Origin of the sequence: Mesorhizobium sp. CA4 (assembly GCF_020165075.1) — a bacterium.
In the GTDB taxonomy this organism is placed as follows: domain Bacteria; phylum Pseudomonadota; class Alphaproteobacteria; order Rhizobiales; family Rhizobiaceae; genus Mesorhizobium.
In genome coordinates, this window is record NZ_JAIUHK010000002.1 from 190,735 (window position 1) to 206,918 (window position 16,184).

Sequence of the window (16,184 nt, forward strand, 5' to 3'; positions counted from 1 at the left end):
CTCCCTCAACGTTCGCAACTGGCGGCTGGCGTTCTGAGCGGCAGCGTCATCTTGCAGCAAGGATAGTAGCCACCCTTGTCCTGGTCGGACTTGCGGTAGAAGCAGAGCCCGACATTGACGGTGTCGCCCGGATCATGGCCGGTGATGTCGACCGTGTAGGGCTTATCCGGGACATGCGACATGGGGGTTGTCACCCCGACGCCGGGCGTCTGGGACTGCGCCTTGATCGAATCGCCGCCGAAGCCGGCATGGTCATGGAGATAGAGTTCGGCCCGCAGCCCGCGCGGCGTGCAGTAATAATGCACGTCCTCGACATCCAGGCAGGCCGGCAGGTTGCCGGGCGGCGGGAAGTCGGGCGGATAGAACGGAGGCAGATAGCCGCCGCCGGGGATTTCCTCGTAATAGCCGGCATGGCCCTCGCAGGGGCGCCAGACCCTGACGTCGCCGACATGGCCCTGGACGTCCGGGTCTTCGAAATAACCGTCGAAATCGACGAACCAGGAGCCGAAAGGCGGCACGTTGGCCGGCTTGACCAGCGTGCTCGGCGTCAGCTGCACGCCATGCACGGCAAGCGGTCCGCCGGCGGCGAGCCGCTCGGCAAGCTCGGGATTGTCGCGCAACTTGTCGCCGGTGTTGACGACGGTGCCGGTGCAGACGGACGTGTCGAGATTGCCTTCGGCGTCATAGCGATATTGTAGGTCGACGCCGCCGGCCGACTGGCGGTTGCCTTGCGGGAAGCCGACGGCATATTCCTGCGGCACCTCGACCCAGGCCGATTCCGTCGCCGGATCGTCAGGCTCCTCGCGCCAGTAGCGGATCAGCTCGCCTTTGCCGGAATCGGCGAAGCGGCTGTAATCGTAGCGGTTCTCGACCGGGCCGCGCTGGGCGAGATACATGAACCCCTTGTTGTCAAAGGCGATGTCGGTGACGGCATAATCCTTGTCGGCCCTGACCGTCAGTTCCCAGCGTGGATCGCCGGCAAAACTTCCGTCGCTCGCAATGCCGACCGACCAGATCTCTGCCTTCTCGCCGACGGAATAGTAGAGCCGCCCGCCGCGATACGCGACAGCCCAGACGCGGCGCGCATCCTGCGTATAGCCCCAGGTCTCCGGGTCTTCGCTATCGAAAGCGGCAGCCTGGATGTCCATCACGGCGCCGTCGTCGGCGACCGGGGCCAGCCCATGCGCCGGGCGCCCGGCAACACCATGATCGAAGCTGTCGATCAGATTGCCCTCGATATCGATGCGGTGAATCAGCCCGGTGTCGAGATCCGATGCGAAGAACTCGCGATGGGTCGGAACGAAGGCGAGGTTGCCGATGCCCGGCCCGCTGTTGGTGTCGATGTCGGCGAATTTGGAGACGGCGCCCGTGATACCGTCGATCTTCCAGATCGTGCCTGGACCGCCGCCACTCTCGGTGCCGAACTGGCCGTCCATGAAGGTGGCGCCCGCCGCGCCGCGGCGCTGCCGTTCCGGACGCCCGTCGCGGTCGGCGTCCGGCGTGACGATCTCGATGCCGTGCAGCGAGGTCGCGGCGGCGTAGAGGTTGGGAACGCCCGACGGCACGCCGTCGCGCACGCCATCGTCATAGGCGAGGCCGAACACCTCGCCGATCTGCCCGGCCGTCACCTCGAAGGGCGGCCGCGTGTTGACGAGTTGGCCGGAGGCCGGCCCGCCGAGATGCGAGACGTCGAAAATGCGCAAGGATGCGCGGGACGTATCGATGAAGGTCTCGTCGACCGGGTCGACGCCGGGCGGCAGACCCTGATCGAAATCGGGAATGGTGGTGCCCGGAAAGCCGGTGACCGCCATCGAGCCGGGATAGATGATCTGGGTTTCCTGCGCCTTCGCCGCGCCGCCGAGCCACAAGCCGGCGGACAGCGCCAAAGCGAGAATTCCGCCGCTTGTTGCGATCGCGCGGCGCAAATGGCCACCGTGGGAACGCAGGAACGAGCCGCGAACGCCAGACATTGCACTCCCCCCGAAGCCGCTGGAAGGGACGTCCGCCTCTACTGCGCCAACCAGGGCAGGGCGCGGCGTTCCGGCACGTTCTTCCCCGATCGTAGTGTCTGTTTTCCTCTTTGCGACGATACGCCGGCTGCTGGGCAGGGTCAACGGAATCAGCCGGAAACCCAGCGCGTCGACCCCTTCCTGAAGGCGGTGATCACGCCGGACTCCCGTTGTTCCCGGAGACCGCGAAGTCTCTGGGTTTCTGGTCATGGCGGCTTTCCTTTCCGGGCCGCGCCATTGCGGCGCCTGGCCGTCAGTCGCCGGCTGGCGGGGAAAGGTTCATGGGCGGAGCGGAAAGCGCTTTCGGCCGTCGGGTGTTACCAGATCCAGTCGCCCCGGCCGAGCGCCGAAACCCCCTCGACGATGCGGGTAAAGCTCGTCCGCGCCCGGCCGACCATGTGCCGGGCCCTGAGGTAGCCATGCACCAGCCCCGGCTCCTCGAACCAGGTTGCATGTCCGCCGGCCGCAACGACACGGTCGCGATAGGCTTCGCCGTCGAACGACAGCGGGTCGCATTCGGCGGTGATCAGCACCGTCGGCGGCAGGTTTGCGAAATCGGCGTCGGCGAGCGGGTAGAGTGTGATGTCGCCGGTCCGGTCCACGCCGCCGGCTCGGAGATGCTTGTAGATGTCGAGGTCGCGCACCGTCAGCATCGGTGCCTCGGCATGGGTCACATAGGAGCCGCGCGATCGGTCGCCGCCTAGGCTAGGATAGATCAGCACCTGGCCGGCAGGCTTCTTGGCGTGACCGCGCGTGGCATGCGCTACCGCCGCGCAGAGATTGCCGCCGGCGCTGTCGCCGCAGAGCACGATCGCGCAGTCATAGGTCTCGGCGGCCCATTCGAAGGCGTCCATGGCGTCGTCGAAGGCCGCCGGATGCTGATGCTCCGGCGCAAGCCGGTAATCGAGCGAAACCACATCGAAGCCGGTGCGGGCGCAAAGCTCTGCGCAGACATCGTCATGGCTGTCCAGCCCGCCAAGGATGAAGCCGCCGCCATGAAGGTAGAGCACCGTCGCGGCGTTGTTCGGGGCGGCGTTGCGGTAGATGCGGATCGAGATGCTGTTGGTTGGCGCGGCAACGGCAGTCGTCTCCGCCGTCACGCCTTGCGGATATCCGGCGAAGAACTCCCGGCACATCCGGTTGTAGACCGCGCGCTGCTCTTCGATCGTGTAGTCGATCGTGTCCGGCGGATAGTAGGAATTGGTCTTCTCGATGAAGGCCCAGGTTTCTGCGTCGATAAGGGTTTTGTAGTCGGTCATCGCGCTCGGACCGACTGGAGAGGTTCAGCCCGGTCACCCCCCTCTGGCCTGCCGGCCATCTCCCCCGCAAGGGGGGAGATTGGCAGCGTCGAGCTCGGCGCCCTTCTTGGAACGTTCGAGATTGGCGGAAGCCTTCGCGACATCCAATCTCCCCCCTTGTGGGGGAGATGCCCGGCAGGGCAGAGGGGGGTGCCTCGCGCCGTCATCGCGATTCTACCGTCCCTTCCAAACCGGCTCGCGCTTCTCCGCGAAAGCCCGGAACCCTTCCATATTGTCTTCCGACCCATAGAGCTTGTCGACCGTCGGCAGCTGCCGGCGCGTCACCTTGTTCATGGCGTCTTGGAACGTCAGCGCCTCGGCCACCCGCGCCGTCTCCTTGATCGCGGCGAAGACCAGCGGCGGGCCGCTGGCGAGCAACCTTGCAATCTCCCATACGCGCTCCTCGAGCTTATCCTTGGGCAACACCTCGTTGACCAGGCCCCAGCGATGCGCCTCGGCGACTTCCATCCAGCGGCCGGTGAACAGAAGGTCCATGGCGATATGGTAGGGGATGCGCTTCGGCAGCTTGATGGTCGCCGCGTCGGCCAGCGTGCCGGCGCGGATCTCGGGCAGTGCGAAGGAGGAATGGTCCGAGGCGTAGATGAGGTCGCAGGACAGCGCCAGCTCGAAGCCGCCGCCCACCGCCATGCCGTTGACGCAGGCGATCACCGGCTTGTTCAGGTCGCGCAACTCCTGCAGTCCCCCGAAGCCGCCGACGCCATAATCGCCGTCCACCGCATCGCCGGCGGCCGCCGCTTTCAGATCCCAGCCGGCGCTGAAGAATTTGTCGCCGGCCGTCTTGACGATGGCGACGCGCAGCTCGGGATCGTCGCGGAACGCCTTGAAGGTCTCGCCCATCAGCCGCGACGTCTTGAGGTCGATGGCATTGGCCTTCGGCCGGTCGAGCGTGACCTCGAGGATCGCGCCTTCGCGGCGGGTGGTGATGACGTCAGCCATTCTTCTTTTCTCCAAGCACAAGCAGCGCATCCGCGATCCAGGCGCCCTTGCCTTTAGCGCAGACGATCAGCGGGTTGATGTCGAGTTCCTCGATCTCGCCCTCGTTCTTCTGCACGAAGTCGGCAATGCCGGCGATGGCGTCGATGGCGGCGTCGACGTCGGCCCTGGGCCGGCCGCGATAGCCTTCGAGGAGAGGATAGAGCTTGAGCCCACGCAATGCCGCCTCGATGTCGTCGCGCGTTGCCGGCAGCATGAGGGTCACGCTGTCGCGCAACAGCTCGACCAGCACGCCGCCGGTACCGAGCGTCATCACCACGCCGAACATCGGGTCGCTGGTGAAGCCGACGATCAGCTCGGCGACGCCGTCGCGCACCATGCGCTCGGCATAGAGCCCGGTGCCGAGCGGCAGCAAATCATGTGCGGCGGCACTGACGGATTCGGCGTCCTTGAGGTTCAGCCTGACAGCGCCGACTTCCGACTTGTGCGTCACGCCGAGCGCCTTCAGCGCCACCGGGAAACCCAAGCTCATCGAGGAAATCACCGCCTCGACCGCATTGGAGGCGCGCTCGCCCTTTGGCACCGGCAGGCCGGCCTTGATGAGCCTTTCCTTGGCCTCGGCCTCGTCCGGCGTCACGCGTTTGGCGTCGGATGCTCCCGCCGCGGTGGTGTCGACCGGCTGCGCCTGCGGCTCGCGCCAGGCCCAGCCGATGAAGGCGGCGGCCTGGGCGGCGTCCATGGCCTCCGAGATGCCGAACAGCGGCACCATGCCGCGCGCCATCAGGCCGGCGGTGTATTCCTCCGGCAGGTTTTCCGGCAGCGAGGAGACGATCGCCCCTTGCGCCTTGTTGGTCTTCAGCGCCGCCTCGAAGGCGCGCAGCGTCGCCCACCAGTCGACGTCGGAACAGCGGTCCGGGCGCGGGAAATCGAGCACCAGCATGTTGAGGTCGAAGCCGCCCGACACCATGGCGGTGAAGGTGGCGGTCATCGCCGGCTCGTTGTTCCAGATGAAGGTGTGGTAGTCGAGCGGATTGGCGACGGCGACCAGCGGTCCGAGCGTCGATTTGACATGCGCGCGGTGCTCGGCCGTCAGCGCCGGGAAATGCACCCAGCGCCCCTCGGCGCTGTCGGCCATCACCGAAGCCTCGCCGCCCGAGCAACTCATCGACGAAAGCTTGTAGCCGGGCAGGGGACCGGTGATGTGCAGCAGCTTCAGCGCCTCGATGAAGGCCGGAATGGAATCGACGCGCGCAATGCCGAGCCGCTTCAGGAACGCGCCGGAGGCGGCGTCCGAGCCGGCCAGCGAAGCGGTGTGCGACACCGTCGCCTGCCGCGCCTGTTCGGAGCGGCCGACCTTCATGGCGATGATCGGCTTCTTCAACTCGCGTACTCGCGCCGCCAGTTTCTCGAAGCCGGCGACCGAATCGAAGGCCTCGATATGCAGGCCGAGCGAGGTGACGCGCTCGTCCTCGATCAGGCCCAGCGCCATTTCGGAGAGGCCGGTCTGCGCCTGGTTGCCGGCGGTCATCAGGAAGGCGATCGGCAGTCCGCGCTTCTGCATCGTCATGTTGATGGCGATGTTGGACGATTGCGTGATGATGGCGACGCCCTTGCCGCCCTCGGCCAGCCTGATCCCGCCATGCTGGTCGGGCCAAAGCAACGCGCCGTCGGCATAGTTGATCAGGCCGTAGCAGTTCGGCCCGATGATCGGCATCTGGCCCGCGGCGGCGACCAGCTCAGCCTGCAGCCGCTCGCCGTCCTCGTCATAGGCTTCGGTCTCGAGGAATCCGGCGGCAAAGCAGACGGCGCCGCCGGCGCCGCGCTCGGCCAGCGCCTTGATCACTTCGATGGTGAGATGCCGGTTGACGCCGACAAAGGCGGCGTCGGGCGCGCCCGGCAGATCGGCGACGGAGCGGTAGGCCTTGCGGCCGGCGACCTCGTCCTTGGTCGGATGCACCGGCCAGATCTCGCCGGCAAAGCCCATCTTGATCGACTGCGCCACGACGGCGGCGGCCTGCGCCCCGCCGAACACGGCGATCGATTTCGGGCGCAGGAGACGTTCGAGTTTATGCATGGCCATCTTTTCGTTTGAGCGCGATCTTGTCCAAGGCCGGGACCCGGCCTTGGCGCATCATGCTCTAAGCTCCGAACGGACGCAGCAGCGCCCGCGAAATAATATGTCGCTGAATCTCCGACGTGCCTTCCCAGATGCGCTCGACGCGGGCGTCGCGCCAGATGCGCTCCAGCGGCAGGTCGTCCATAAGCCCCATGCCGCCATGGATCTGGATGGCCTCGTCTGCGACGAAGGCCAGCATCTCGGTGGCCTTCAGCTTGGCCATCGCCATGTCCTGATCGGTGACGGTGCCCTGATCGTATTTCCAGCCGGCTTCGAAGACCATCAGGTCCGCGGCCTTCAATTCCGTCGCCATGTCCGCGAGCTTGAACGACACGCCCTGGAACTTGCCGATCTGCTGGCCGAACTGCTGGCGCTGTGCTGCATATTCGATGGCGTGCGAGAGCGCGCGCTCGGCGCGGCCGAGGCAGGTGGCGCCGACCTGGAGACGCGTGGCGCCGAGCCAGGAGTTGGCGACGTCGAAGCCCTTATGCACTTCGCCGAGCACCTGGGAAGCCGGCAGCCGGCAATCGTCGAATTCGAGGATCGAATTGGTGTAACCGCGATGCGAGACATTGCGATAGCCGTCGCGCACCGTGAAGCCTTTGGTGCCCTTGTCGACGAAGAAGGCGGTGATCTTCTTGCGCTTGCCGCGCGGCGAATCCTCTTCGCCCGAAGCCATGAACACGATGGCGAAGTCGGCGATGTCGGCATGCGAGATAAAGTGCTTGGTGCCGTTGAGCACCCAGTCCGAGCCGTCCTGCACCGCGGTCGCCTTCATGCCGCGCAGGTCGGAGCCGGCGCCGGGCTCCGTCATCGCCAGGCAGTCCCATTTCTCGCCGCGGATGCAGGGAAAGAGGTATCTCTCGCGCTGTTCCGGCGTTCCGGCGAGCAGGATGTTGGACGGACGCGCCACGCAGGTCCAGTGCAGCGCATAATTGGCGCGGCCAAGCTCCTTCTCATAGAGCAGCCAGTTCACCGTATCGAGGCCGGCGCCGCCGACATCGGCCGGCATGTTGGCGGCATAAAGCCCGGCCCCGATCGCCTTCGCCTTCAATTCGTCGATCAGCTCGCGGCGCAGCTCGCCGGCACGCTCCACCTCGCGCTCATGCGGGTAGAGCTCGTTCTCGACGAAGGCGCGCGTCGTCTCGACGATGAGCTTCTGTTCTTCCGAAAGACCGAAATGCATCGCCTCAGCCCTTCTTCTTGCTCTTCTTCGCCTTATCGGCCTTGGCGGGCTTCCCAGTCTTTGTCGGCTTTTCAGCCTTTGCCGGCTTCGCGGCTTTCTTGGCCGGCTTGGCCTTTGCGGGAGCCGTGGTGGAGGTCTTCTTCGCCGCCAGCTTGGCGAGCTGCCTGGTATAGTCCTTGTGCAGCGCGCCGGCGCCCCAGCCCTTGCCCTTGTTCTGCTTCGACAGCGCTTCCATGATCGCGACCAGATTGTCGTCGCGGATCTTCTCCAGCTCGCGGATCGACAGCCCGTGCGCCTGCTCGTCCGACTGCGTGGCGATCAGGTCGACCAACTCGTCGTTGAACTCGGGCACGTCCATCAGCTTGGTCCACGGCCATTTCAGGCAAGGCCCGAACTGCGCCATGAAATGGCGCATGCCGGCTTCGCCGCCGGCGACGCGATAGACCTGGAACATGCCCATCTGCGCCCAGCGCAGGCCGAAGGAATAGCGCATGATGTCGTCGAGTTCCTCGACGGTGCAGATGCCGTCCTTGACCAGCCACAGCGCTTCGCGCCAGGCGGCTTCGAGCAGGCGGTCGCCGACAAAGGCCTCGATCTCCTTGCGCACCACCACCGGCTTCATGCCGATCGAGGCGTAGAGCTCCTTGGCCACCTCGATCGCCTCGGGGAAGGTCTGCTCGCCGCCGACGATCTCGACCAGCGGCAACAGATAGACCGGGTTGAACGGATGGCCGACCACCAGCCGTTCCGGGTGCTTCTTCATCGCCACCTGCATGTCGGTCGGCTTGATGCCGGAGGTGGACGAGCCGACGATGGCGTTGGCCGGCGCATGCTGGTCGATCTCGGCCAGCACCTTGTGCTTGAGGTCGAGCCGCTCCGGCACGCTTTCCTGGATGAAGTCGGCGTCGGCAACCGCCTCGGCGATGGTCTTGGCGAAGGTGAGCTTGCCTTCCTTGGGCAGGCCGCCGGGCAGCATCTGCTTATAGGCGCGGCGCGCGCCCTTCATCACCTCGCCAACCTTGCGTGACGCTTCCGGATCGGGGTCGAAGATCGACACATCGATGCCATTCAAGAGCAGCCGCGCCACCCAGCCGGCGCCAATGACGCCGCCGCCGATGGCAGCCGCCTTGTTGATGATGCTCATGGTCAGGCTCCGGTTCTCGTCTTGGCTGTTTCGGGATCTGTGAGGGCCACGCGCTCGCCGGTGCGGATCACCGCCGGATCGTAGGCCTTGCGGGCAAACACTTCGAACACGAAGGGCCGGAAGAACTCGACCGGCAGCGTCTCGTAACCGGGGTCGAAGCTCGACTGGTCCCAGCGCTCGCAGAACTGGTCGCAGTCGTCGAAATAGAGGTGGCCGGCGAAGCGGTCGCGGGCATGCCGGTTGCCGCCCAGATGATGCGCGTAATAGAGGCGCTGGAACTCGCCATGCTTTTCCACCACCCAGGTGCATTGCTCGCGCACGAAGGGCTTTAGGATCGTCGCGGCATATTCGTCATGATTGTAAGGCGCGTAGATGTCGCCGATGTCGTGCAGCAGCGCTGAGACGATCCAGTCGGTGTCGGCGCCATCCTTCCAGGCGCGCGTCGCCGCCTGCAGCGAATGGCCGAGCCGGGTGATCTTGTAGCCCGAAAGACCTTCGTCCAGCTGCACGAGCGCGTGGAGCAGCCGGTCGCCGGTCTTGCCGGCGTAGTCGATCTCATGGGCGGTCAGGAATTCATAATCTTCCCTGTCGCCGTCCTTCATCGCGGTGAATTTGACCGTAGCCATGCTTAACTCCCGGTGTCTTGTTTGAGCATGATCTTGTCCGAAAACCGGTACCCACTTTTCGGGATCATGCTTAAGCCGCGGCAGCGATCGGCGCCCGCTTGGTGAGGTTGAGCTTCTTGCGCACTTCTTCCGGTCCGAGGATCCGCGCACCGAGATTGGTGACGATGCTGGCCGCGCGTTCGACGAGCTGCGCGTTTGTCGCCAGCACGCCCTTGTCGAGCCACAGATTGTCCTCCAGGCCGACGCGGACATTGCCGCCGGCAAGCACGGCCGCCGCCGCATAGGCCATCTGGTTGCGGCCGATCGAGAAGGCCGACCAGTTCCAGGTCGAGGGCACGTTGTTGACCATCGCCATGAAGGTGTTGAGGTCGTCCGGCGCGCCCCATGGCACGCCCATGCAGAGCTGCACCAGCGCGTCCGGGTTGAGCACCTTCTCCTCGACCAGCTGCTTGGCGAACCACAGATGGCCGGTATCGAAGGCCTCGATCTCGGGCTTCACGCCCAGCGCCGTCATCATGCCGCCCATGGCGCGCAGCATGCCCGGCGTGTTGGTCATGACATAGTCGGCTTCGGCGAAATTCATCGTGCCGCAGTCCAGCGTGCAGATCTCCGGCAGGCACTGGCGCACATGCTCCATGCGGTTGGAGGCGCCGCCCATGTCAGTGCCCTTCTCGTTGAGCGGCAGCGGCGCTTCCGGCGAGCCGAACACCATGTCGCCACCCATGCCGGCGGTGAGGTTCAGCACCACGTCCACGTTCGCCTCGCGGATGCGCTCGGTCACCTCGCGATAGAGATGCACGTCGCGCCTCGGCTTGCCCGTCTCGGGGTCGCGCACATGGCAATGGACGATCGCCGCACCCGCCTTGGCGGCGTCGATCGCCGAATCGGCGATCTGCTTGGGCGAGCGCGGCACATGCGGGCTGCGGTCCTGCGTGCCGCCGGAGCCGGTCACGGCACAGGTAATGAAGACCTCGCGGTTCATCGCAAGCGGCATCTTGATCCTCCCAGATTCGATCGGCCATGCATGCCACCCAGAAGCGGGAGCCGATAGCGGCACGGCATGCACGGGAATTCACCAAGAATGCCCGACTTGCCGGAAACTGTTTTGCGTTTTACGAAGCTCTCATGATCAAAAGCGAAAAGCCGACCATCTTTCGGCCCGAGCGCGAGACGCTCAAGGTGACGTTCCTCGTGTTCTCGGGATCCTCGATCATGTGCGTGGCCTCGGCGGTCGACCCGCTGCGCGCCGCAAACCGCATCTCGGGCGAGACGCTGTTCGATTTCAAGCTGGTCTCGGTCGCAGGCGAGGCGCCGGTCACGACATGCGGCCTACCTGTGGCTGTGAGCGGCCGCTTCGACGCGGCCGAGGCCACCGACATGCTGGTCGTCGTCGCCGGCTTCGGCACGCAGAACTACGCCACGTCGGCTCTGCTTGCCGGCCTGCGCCGCGCTGCTCGTGCCGCGCGCGCCTGTGGCGGCGTCGAGGCGGGCACCTGGCTGGTGGCGCGCGCCGGCCTGCTCGAGGGCCGCAGCGCTACCACGCATTGGGAAGACATGGAGGATTTCTCCGCCGCTTTCCCCGGCGTCGACGTGCGGCCGGACCGCTACGTCATCGACGGGCCGGTCTTCACCTCCGGCGGCGCCTCGCCGACCTTCGATCTAATGCTGCATCTGGTCCGCACAAGGCTCGGCATGGCCGCCGCGCTCGATGTGGCGAGCGTCTTCATCTACGACCAGGCGCGTGCCGCGACCGACGCGCAGCCGCTGGTCTCGCTCGGCCGGCTCGACGGCTACGATCCTAGGCTTGCCCAGGCGGTCCGGCTGATGGAAGCGCATGTCGACCAGCCGCTCACCATCGACGCCGTGGCCAAACGCGCCGGCGTCACGGCAAGAACGCTGGAAAGCATTTTTCGCAAGTCGATCGGCGAGACGCCGGGCGCCTATTATCTCAGGCTGCGCCTTAGCGCCGCCCGCCGCCTGGTGGTCGATACGCGCATTGCCATGGCCGACATTGCCGGACGTACCGGCTTTTCCTCCGCCGCGGCATTTTCCAGGGCATTTTCAAGAGCTTTCGGCGAGGCGCCGGTCAGGCTGCGGCGTGGTTGAGCATCCAGTCTGTCGCGGCGGCGAGGTCATCCACCACTGCCGTGGGAGCCGGATCGAATCGCGTTTCGTCGCCGGGGCGGTATTTGCCGGTCCGCACGAGCAGCGCCGCGCCAAGCCCGGCGCTGAGCGCGCCGGCGACATCGCTCTCCGCGTCGTCGCCGACCATGACAGCATCGGCCGCAGGGCAGTTCAAATCGGCGAGCGCCGAAAGGAAGAAATCCGGCGACGGCTTGCCGAGCACGACGGGGCTTCGGCCGCTGGCGAATTCGAGGGCCGCAACGAAGGCGCCGGTGTCGAGGCTGAGTTGGCCATCCACATCCTTGAAGGTGCGGTTGGTGGCCAAAGCCACAAAAAATCGGCGCCGGCGGTTAACTCACGGAAAGCACGATTGAGGCTGGCATAGCCGAATGCCTCGCCGGCATCGCCCACGACGACCGCCTTGCTGCTCCCTCCCTCCAGGCCCGAAAACTCTGCTTCGAGATCGGGATGAACGAGCAGATGCGGCTGGCGCCCATGCCTGCGCAACCATTCGATCGCAGCCTGCGCCGGCGTCAGCAATTCTTCATCCGCAACTTTGATGCCCATGGCGGCAAGTTGCGCGACGATCTTGCTGCGCGGTGAGCGTGTCGTGTTGCTGACGAAACGCAGCGGCAAGCCGGCATCGTGCAGACGCTTAACTGCCTTCGCCGCTCCCGCTATCTGGGTGTCGCCATCACAGACGACACCCAGAAGATCCAGGAGCACCACGCGTATCATAGACGCAGGATGGAGAAACAGTCTGCGTTCGTCAAACTGCGGAAGAGTCGGGCCCGGACGAATCGGGGCACGAAAGAATCAGCCGCGGAAGAATCAGGCGGCGTCGCGGCCTTCGCCGACGATGCGCGTGCGCATGCTCTTGGCCAGCGCCGTTTCCAACCGCGCGGCAACCGCGCGGTCCCATTCGTTTGCCTTGCGGCCGCCGTCTTTCGAATGCGGCAACGCCATCAGCCGGTCGATGATCGATCCGGTTTCGCCGGACGAAAGCAGGGCGTCGATTTCGCGTTCATGCTGCATATCGGTTCGCCTCCTTCTTCTTCACCCGCTACAGGAGCCACGTTTATACGAGTTTCGTGACGGCTGTTTGAAGGCAAGAGCGGGGCGATTGAGGGGCGGCTCGGGGCAAAACCTTGTCGTGAAGTTCTGCCCTCGCGCATGCAAATTTTCAGGCTTTCCTCACTCCCCGATTGCTCGGGCGCGGGGCGGCCTGTCGTTCTTTAGACATACCTGTTGACGATGTTCTCCAGCAGTTCCTGCCGGCCGGAGCGCGGCTGCGGCTCGATCTTCTCCTTCACCACGCGCTCGGCGATCTCCTCCAGCGTGCGCTCGCCCGAGAGCATCGCCTTGCCTTCGGCGGTGTTCCAGCCGGCATAGCGCTCGGCGAGCGGGCCGGACAGCGCCTTGTCCTCGATCATCTTGGCCGCCGCCTTGAGGCCGCGCGCGCAGGCATCCATGCCGCCGATATGGCCGATCAGGAGGTCGTCCGGGTCGACTGACTGGCGCCTGAGCTTGGCGTCGAAATTGGTGCCACCGGTCTCGAAGCCGCCGCCCTGCAGCACCTGGTAATAGGCCAGCGCCATTTCCGGCACGTTGTTGGGGAACTGGTCGGTGTCCCAGCCCGACTGGTAGTCGTTGCGGTTCATGTCGATGGAGCCGAAGATACCGAGCGCGTTGGCCAGCGCCAGCTCGTGCTCGAAGGAATGGCCGGCAAGGATCGCGTGGCCCTGCTCGATGTTGAGCTTTACTTCCTTCTCCAGCCCGAAGCGCTTGAGGAAGCCATAGACGGTGGCGACGTCATAGTCGTACTGGTGCTTGGTCGGCTCCTGCGGCTTCGGCTCGATCAGGATCGTGCCGTTGAAGCCGATCTTGTGCTTGTAATCGACGACGAGGCTGAGGAAGCGGCCGGCCTGTTCCTGCTCCCGGGCAAGGTCGGTGTTGAGCAAGGTTTCATAGCCCTCGCGCCCGCCCCACAGCACATAGTTTTCGCCCTTGAGCTTCTTGGTGACGTCGATGCAGCTCTTCACCGTCGCCGCCGCATAGGCGAACACATCGGGATCGGGATTGGTGGCCGCGCCCGACATGAAGCGGCGGTGCGAGAAGAGGTTCGCCGTGCCCCAGAGCAGCTTGACGCCGGTCTCTTCCATTTTGGTTGCGAAATAGTCGGTGATCTCGTCGAGACGCGCGGCGCTCTCCGAAAAATCCTTGCCTTCCGGGCGCACGTCCGCGTCGTGGAAGCAGAAATAGGGCGCGCCGAGCAGCGCGAACATTTCGAAGGCGACGTCGGCCTTGAGCTTGGCCAGTTCCATCGTGTCGACGCCGCCCGGCTTGGCGAACCAAGGGCGGTCGAAGGTCTGGCCGCCGAAGGGGTCGCCGCCTGGCCATGCGAAGGAATGCCAATAGGCGACGGCGAAGCGCAAATGGTCTTCCAGCCGCTTGCCGGCCACCACCTCGTCGGGATTGTAGAACCGGTAGGCCAGCGGATTGGTCGAATCCGGCCCCTCATATTTGATCTTCTTGATGTCGCCGAAAAATCCGCTGCTCATGGTTTCCTTCCTCTCCGGGTGCTTTGCCTGATTACCTCAGGCGTAATTGGTTTCGCTCTTGCGGGGCGCGAAAAGCGTCATGTCGAAACGCTCCAACGAAGGAACATGACAATGACCGACCTCAACACGATCGCCCGTAACTACATCGCCGCTTGGAACGAGAGCGATGTGGCCCGCCGCAAGGCGCTGCTCGACGCGGCCTTCACCAAGGATGTCAGCTATCGCGACCCGGTCATGCAGGGCGACGGCCATGACGGCATGGCGGCACTGATCGACGGCGTCCAGCAGCGCTTCGCCGGCTTCCGATTCTCGCTGAAGGGCGAGCCGGACGGTTTCGCCGACCGCATTCGCTTCTCGTGGAATCTGGGACCTGAGGGCAGCGAGTCCGTCATCGAAGGCACCGACATCGGCGTCATCGAAGATGGTCGCCTGAAGAGCGTCACCGGGTTTTTGGACAAGGTGCCGGCGCAGTGAGGCTAATTTCGGAGCAGCGGTCCGAGGCACCCCCCTCTGCCCTGCCGGGCATCTCCCCCGCAAGGGGGGAGATTGGCAGCTTCGGCGCTGCCGCGCTTTTATCAACGCTGGCGATTGGCGAAGGTCCGCGTGACAGTCAATCTCCCCCCTTGCGGGGGAGATGGCCGGCAGGCCAGAGGGGGGTGTCTCGCGCATACTCACGCAGTAACAGCCCTTATCGCCGGATAGAGCGCACGATAGCGCTGATAGGCATCAGCATAAGCACCATCAAGCCCGACATCCGGCTCGATCGTCGCATCCGTCGCCGGCGCGGTGCAGACGGCAAGCGGATCGGCGCCGGTCGCGGCGATCAACCCCAACCGCGCCGCGCCAAAGGCGGCGCCGAAATCGCCATCGGCCGGGATGTCGACCGGCAGCTGCAGCGCGGTGGCGATCGCCTTCAGCCAATAACGCGAGCGCGAGCCGCCGCCAATCGCGGTCACCCGGCTCAGCGTCGTGCCGGCTGTCTTCAGCGCTTCGAGGCTGTCGCGGAAGGCGAAGGCGACGCCCTCGAGTACGGCCTGCGTCAGCACGGCCCGGCTCGATTGATGCGCGAGGCCTGTGAAGGAGCCGCGGATGGCGGAATCATTGTGCGGCGTGCGCTCGCCCGAGAGATAGGGCAGGAAGGTCACGCCCGTCGGCGCCTTCAGCGTATCGCCGAGTTCGCCGGTCAGGTCGCCGGCGCCTTTGCCGGTGATCTCCGACAGCCAGTTGAGCGAATCGGTGGCCGACAGGATGACGCCCATCTGATGCCAAGTGTTTGGCAGCGCATGGCAGAATGTGTGCACCGCGCTTTCGGGATTGGGCAAATAGGAGGCGTTCGCTGCAAACAGCACGCCCGACGTGCCGAGCGAGACGAAGGCATGGCCGGCGCCGACCGTACCCATGCCGCAGGCCGAGGCCGCATTGTCGCCGGCGCCGCCGGCAATTGGAATTCCCGCCGCGATGCCCCATTTCGACGCTAGCTCGCCGCGCAAGGCGCCGGCCTTGGCCGTGCCTTCGACCAGCGACGGCATGTGCTTCTCATCGAGCGATGTCGCCGCCAGCAATTCGGGCGCCCAGCGACGCTTGCCGACATCGAGCCACGAGGTGCCGGCCGAATCCGACATTTCGGAGATGTGCTCGCCGGTCAGCCAGAGCCGCAGGTAATCCTTGGGCAGCAGCACCTTGGCGACGGCGGCGAAGGTCCCGGCTTCGTGTTCTTTCACCCAGGCAAGCTTCGGCGCGGTGAAACCGGGAAAGACGATGTTGCCGGTGAGCTTGCGGAAGCGCGGATCGGCATCGAGCGCCGCCGCCTCGACATGGCTGCGCGTGTCGTTCCACAGGATGCAGGGGCGCAGCACCTTGTCCGAGGCATCGAGCAGGGTGGCGCCATGCATCTGGCCGGAAAGGCCGATGCCTTTGACCGCGGCAAGCTCCTTCGGTTGCGAAGCCTTGAGCTCGGCAATCGCCGTCTCGCAGGCTTCGATCCAATGCGCCGGATCCTGCTCCGACCAGCCGGGATGCGGCCGCGAGACGTCGAGCGAGCCATGGCCGGAGCCGATGACCTTCTGGCCGTCGTCGATCAGCAGCGCCTTGACGCCCGAAGTGCCCAGGTCGAGGCCGAGATACATGATTTCCTCCCATTGCCATTAATTTTTTCGGATCTCGAAA

Annotated in this window: 14 protein-coding genes and 1 pseudogene; 2 read left to right on the forward strand and 13 right to left on the reverse strand. The window is 65.3% G+C overall.

The window, feature by feature from the left end; all coding sequences use genetic code 11:
* Positions 1–5: 5 nt before the first annotated feature.
* The 8 genes from LB528_RS02535 to LB528_RS02570 all read right to left on the reverse strand — a co-directional run bounded on the left by LB528_RS02535 (position 6) and on the right by LB528_RS02570 (position 10,327).
* Entirely contained in the window at positions 6–1,970 is a 1,965-nt protein-coding gene (locus tag LB528_RS02535) for a hypothetical protein (RefSeq protein WP_224713721.1), read from the reverse strand.
* A gap of 356 nt (positions 1,971–2,326) precedes the next feature.
* Positions 2,327–3,268, reverse strand: a complete 942-nt coding sequence (locus LB528_RS02540; RefSeq protein ID WP_224713722.1) for an alpha/beta hydrolase — start codon at positions 3,266–3,268, stop codon at positions 2,327–2,329.
* A 213-nt stretch (positions 3,269–3,481) separates the two neighbouring features.
* Positions 3,482–4,264 carry a carnitinyl-CoA dehydratase gene (locus tag LB528_RS02545; RefSeq protein WP_224713723.1) on the reverse strand — a complete coding sequence of 261 codons (783 nt, stop codon included), beginning with the start codon at positions 4,262–4,264 and terminating at the stop codon, positions 3,482–3,484.
* Complete coding sequence (locus LB528_RS02550; RefSeq protein WP_224713724.1) at positions 4,257–6,335, reverse strand: acetate--CoA ligase family protein; 2,079 nt, start codon at positions 6,333–6,335, stop codon at positions 4,257–4,259. Before LB528_RS02550 ends, LB528_RS02545 begins: the two co-directional genes overlap by 8 nt.
* A gap of 64 nt (positions 6,336–6,399) precedes the next feature.
* Positions 6,400–7,563, reverse strand: coding sequence for an acyl-CoA dehydrogenase family protein (locus tag LB528_RS02555; protein ID WP_224713725.1), 1,164 nt, complete (start codon positions 7,561–7,563; stop codon positions 6,400–6,402).
* A 4-nt stretch (positions 7,564–7,567) separates the two neighbouring features.
* Positions 7,568–8,707, reverse strand: a complete 1,140-nt coding sequence (locus tag LB528_RS02560; protein WP_224511815.1) for a carnitine 3-dehydrogenase — start codon at positions 8,705–8,707, stop codon at positions 7,568–7,570.
* Between the two features lie 2 nt (positions 8,708–8,709).
* Positions 8,710–9,333, reverse strand: a complete 624-nt coding sequence (locus LB528_RS02565; RefSeq protein WP_224713726.1) for an HD domain-containing protein — start codon at positions 9,331–9,333, stop codon at positions 8,710–8,712.
* Positions 9,334–9,403: 70 nt separating this feature from the next.
* Positions 9,404–10,327: a 3-keto-5-aminohexanoate cleavage protein gene (locus tag LB528_RS02570; RefSeq protein ID WP_224713727.1), complete on the reverse strand. Its 924-nt coding sequence runs from the start codon at positions 10,325–10,327 to the stop codon at positions 9,404–9,406.
* 131 nt (positions 10,328–10,458) lie between these two features.
* On the opposite strand from LB528_RS02570, the gene LB528_RS02575 reads away from it, so the two are divergent.
* A complete protein-coding gene (locus tag LB528_RS02575; RefSeq protein ID WP_224713728.1) occupies positions 10,459–11,439 on the forward strand; it encodes a GlxA family transcriptional regulator in 981 nt (326 codons plus the stop codon).
* Here LB528_RS02575 and LB528_RS30365 read toward each other — a convergent pair.
* The 4 genes and pseudogenes from LB528_RS30365 to xylA all read right to left on the reverse strand — a co-directional run bounded on the left by LB528_RS30365 (position 11,420) and on the right by xylA (position 14,018).
* Entirely contained in the window at positions 11,420–11,782 is a 363-nt protein-coding gene (locus tag LB528_RS30365) for an HAD-IA family hydrolase (protein WP_318012264.1), read from the reverse strand. The two genes, LB528_RS02575 and LB528_RS30365, sit on opposite strands and share 20 nt — an antisense overlap.
* A 185-nt stretch (positions 11,783–11,967) precedes the next feature.
* Positions 11,968–12,195 (reverse strand): annotated as a pseudogene (locus LB528_RS30370) (TIGR01458 family HAD-type hydrolase); the annotation flags it as partial.
* A gap of 93 nt (positions 12,196–12,288) precedes the next feature.
* A complete protein-coding gene (locus LB528_RS02585) occupies positions 12,289–12,492 on the reverse strand; it encodes a hypothetical protein (protein WP_224713729.1) in 204 nt (67 codons plus the stop codon).
* A gap of 200 nt (positions 12,493–12,692) precedes the next feature.
* Positions 12,693–14,018 (reverse strand): xylose isomerase, encoded by a 1,326-nt coding sequence (gene xylA / locus LB528_RS02590; RefSeq protein ID WP_224713730.1) that lies wholly within the window; start codon positions 14,016–14,018, stop codon positions 12,693–12,695.
* 111 nt (positions 14,019–14,129) lie between these two features.
* Here xylA and LB528_RS02595 point away from each other — a divergent pair, with 111 nt between their 5' ends.
* Positions 14,130–14,492, forward strand: a complete 363-nt coding sequence (locus LB528_RS02595) for a nuclear transport factor 2 family protein (RefSeq protein ID WP_224511808.1) — start codon at positions 14,130–14,132, stop codon at positions 14,490–14,492.
* Between the two features lie 197 nt (positions 14,493–14,689).
* Here LB528_RS02595 and xylB read toward each other — a convergent pair whose 3' ends face one another.
* Complete coding sequence (xylB, locus tag LB528_RS02600; protein ID WP_224713731.1) at positions 14,690–16,144, reverse strand: xylulokinase; 1,455 nt, start codon at positions 16,142–16,144, stop codon at positions 14,690–14,692.
* Positions 16,145–16,184 lie beyond the last annotated feature (40 nt).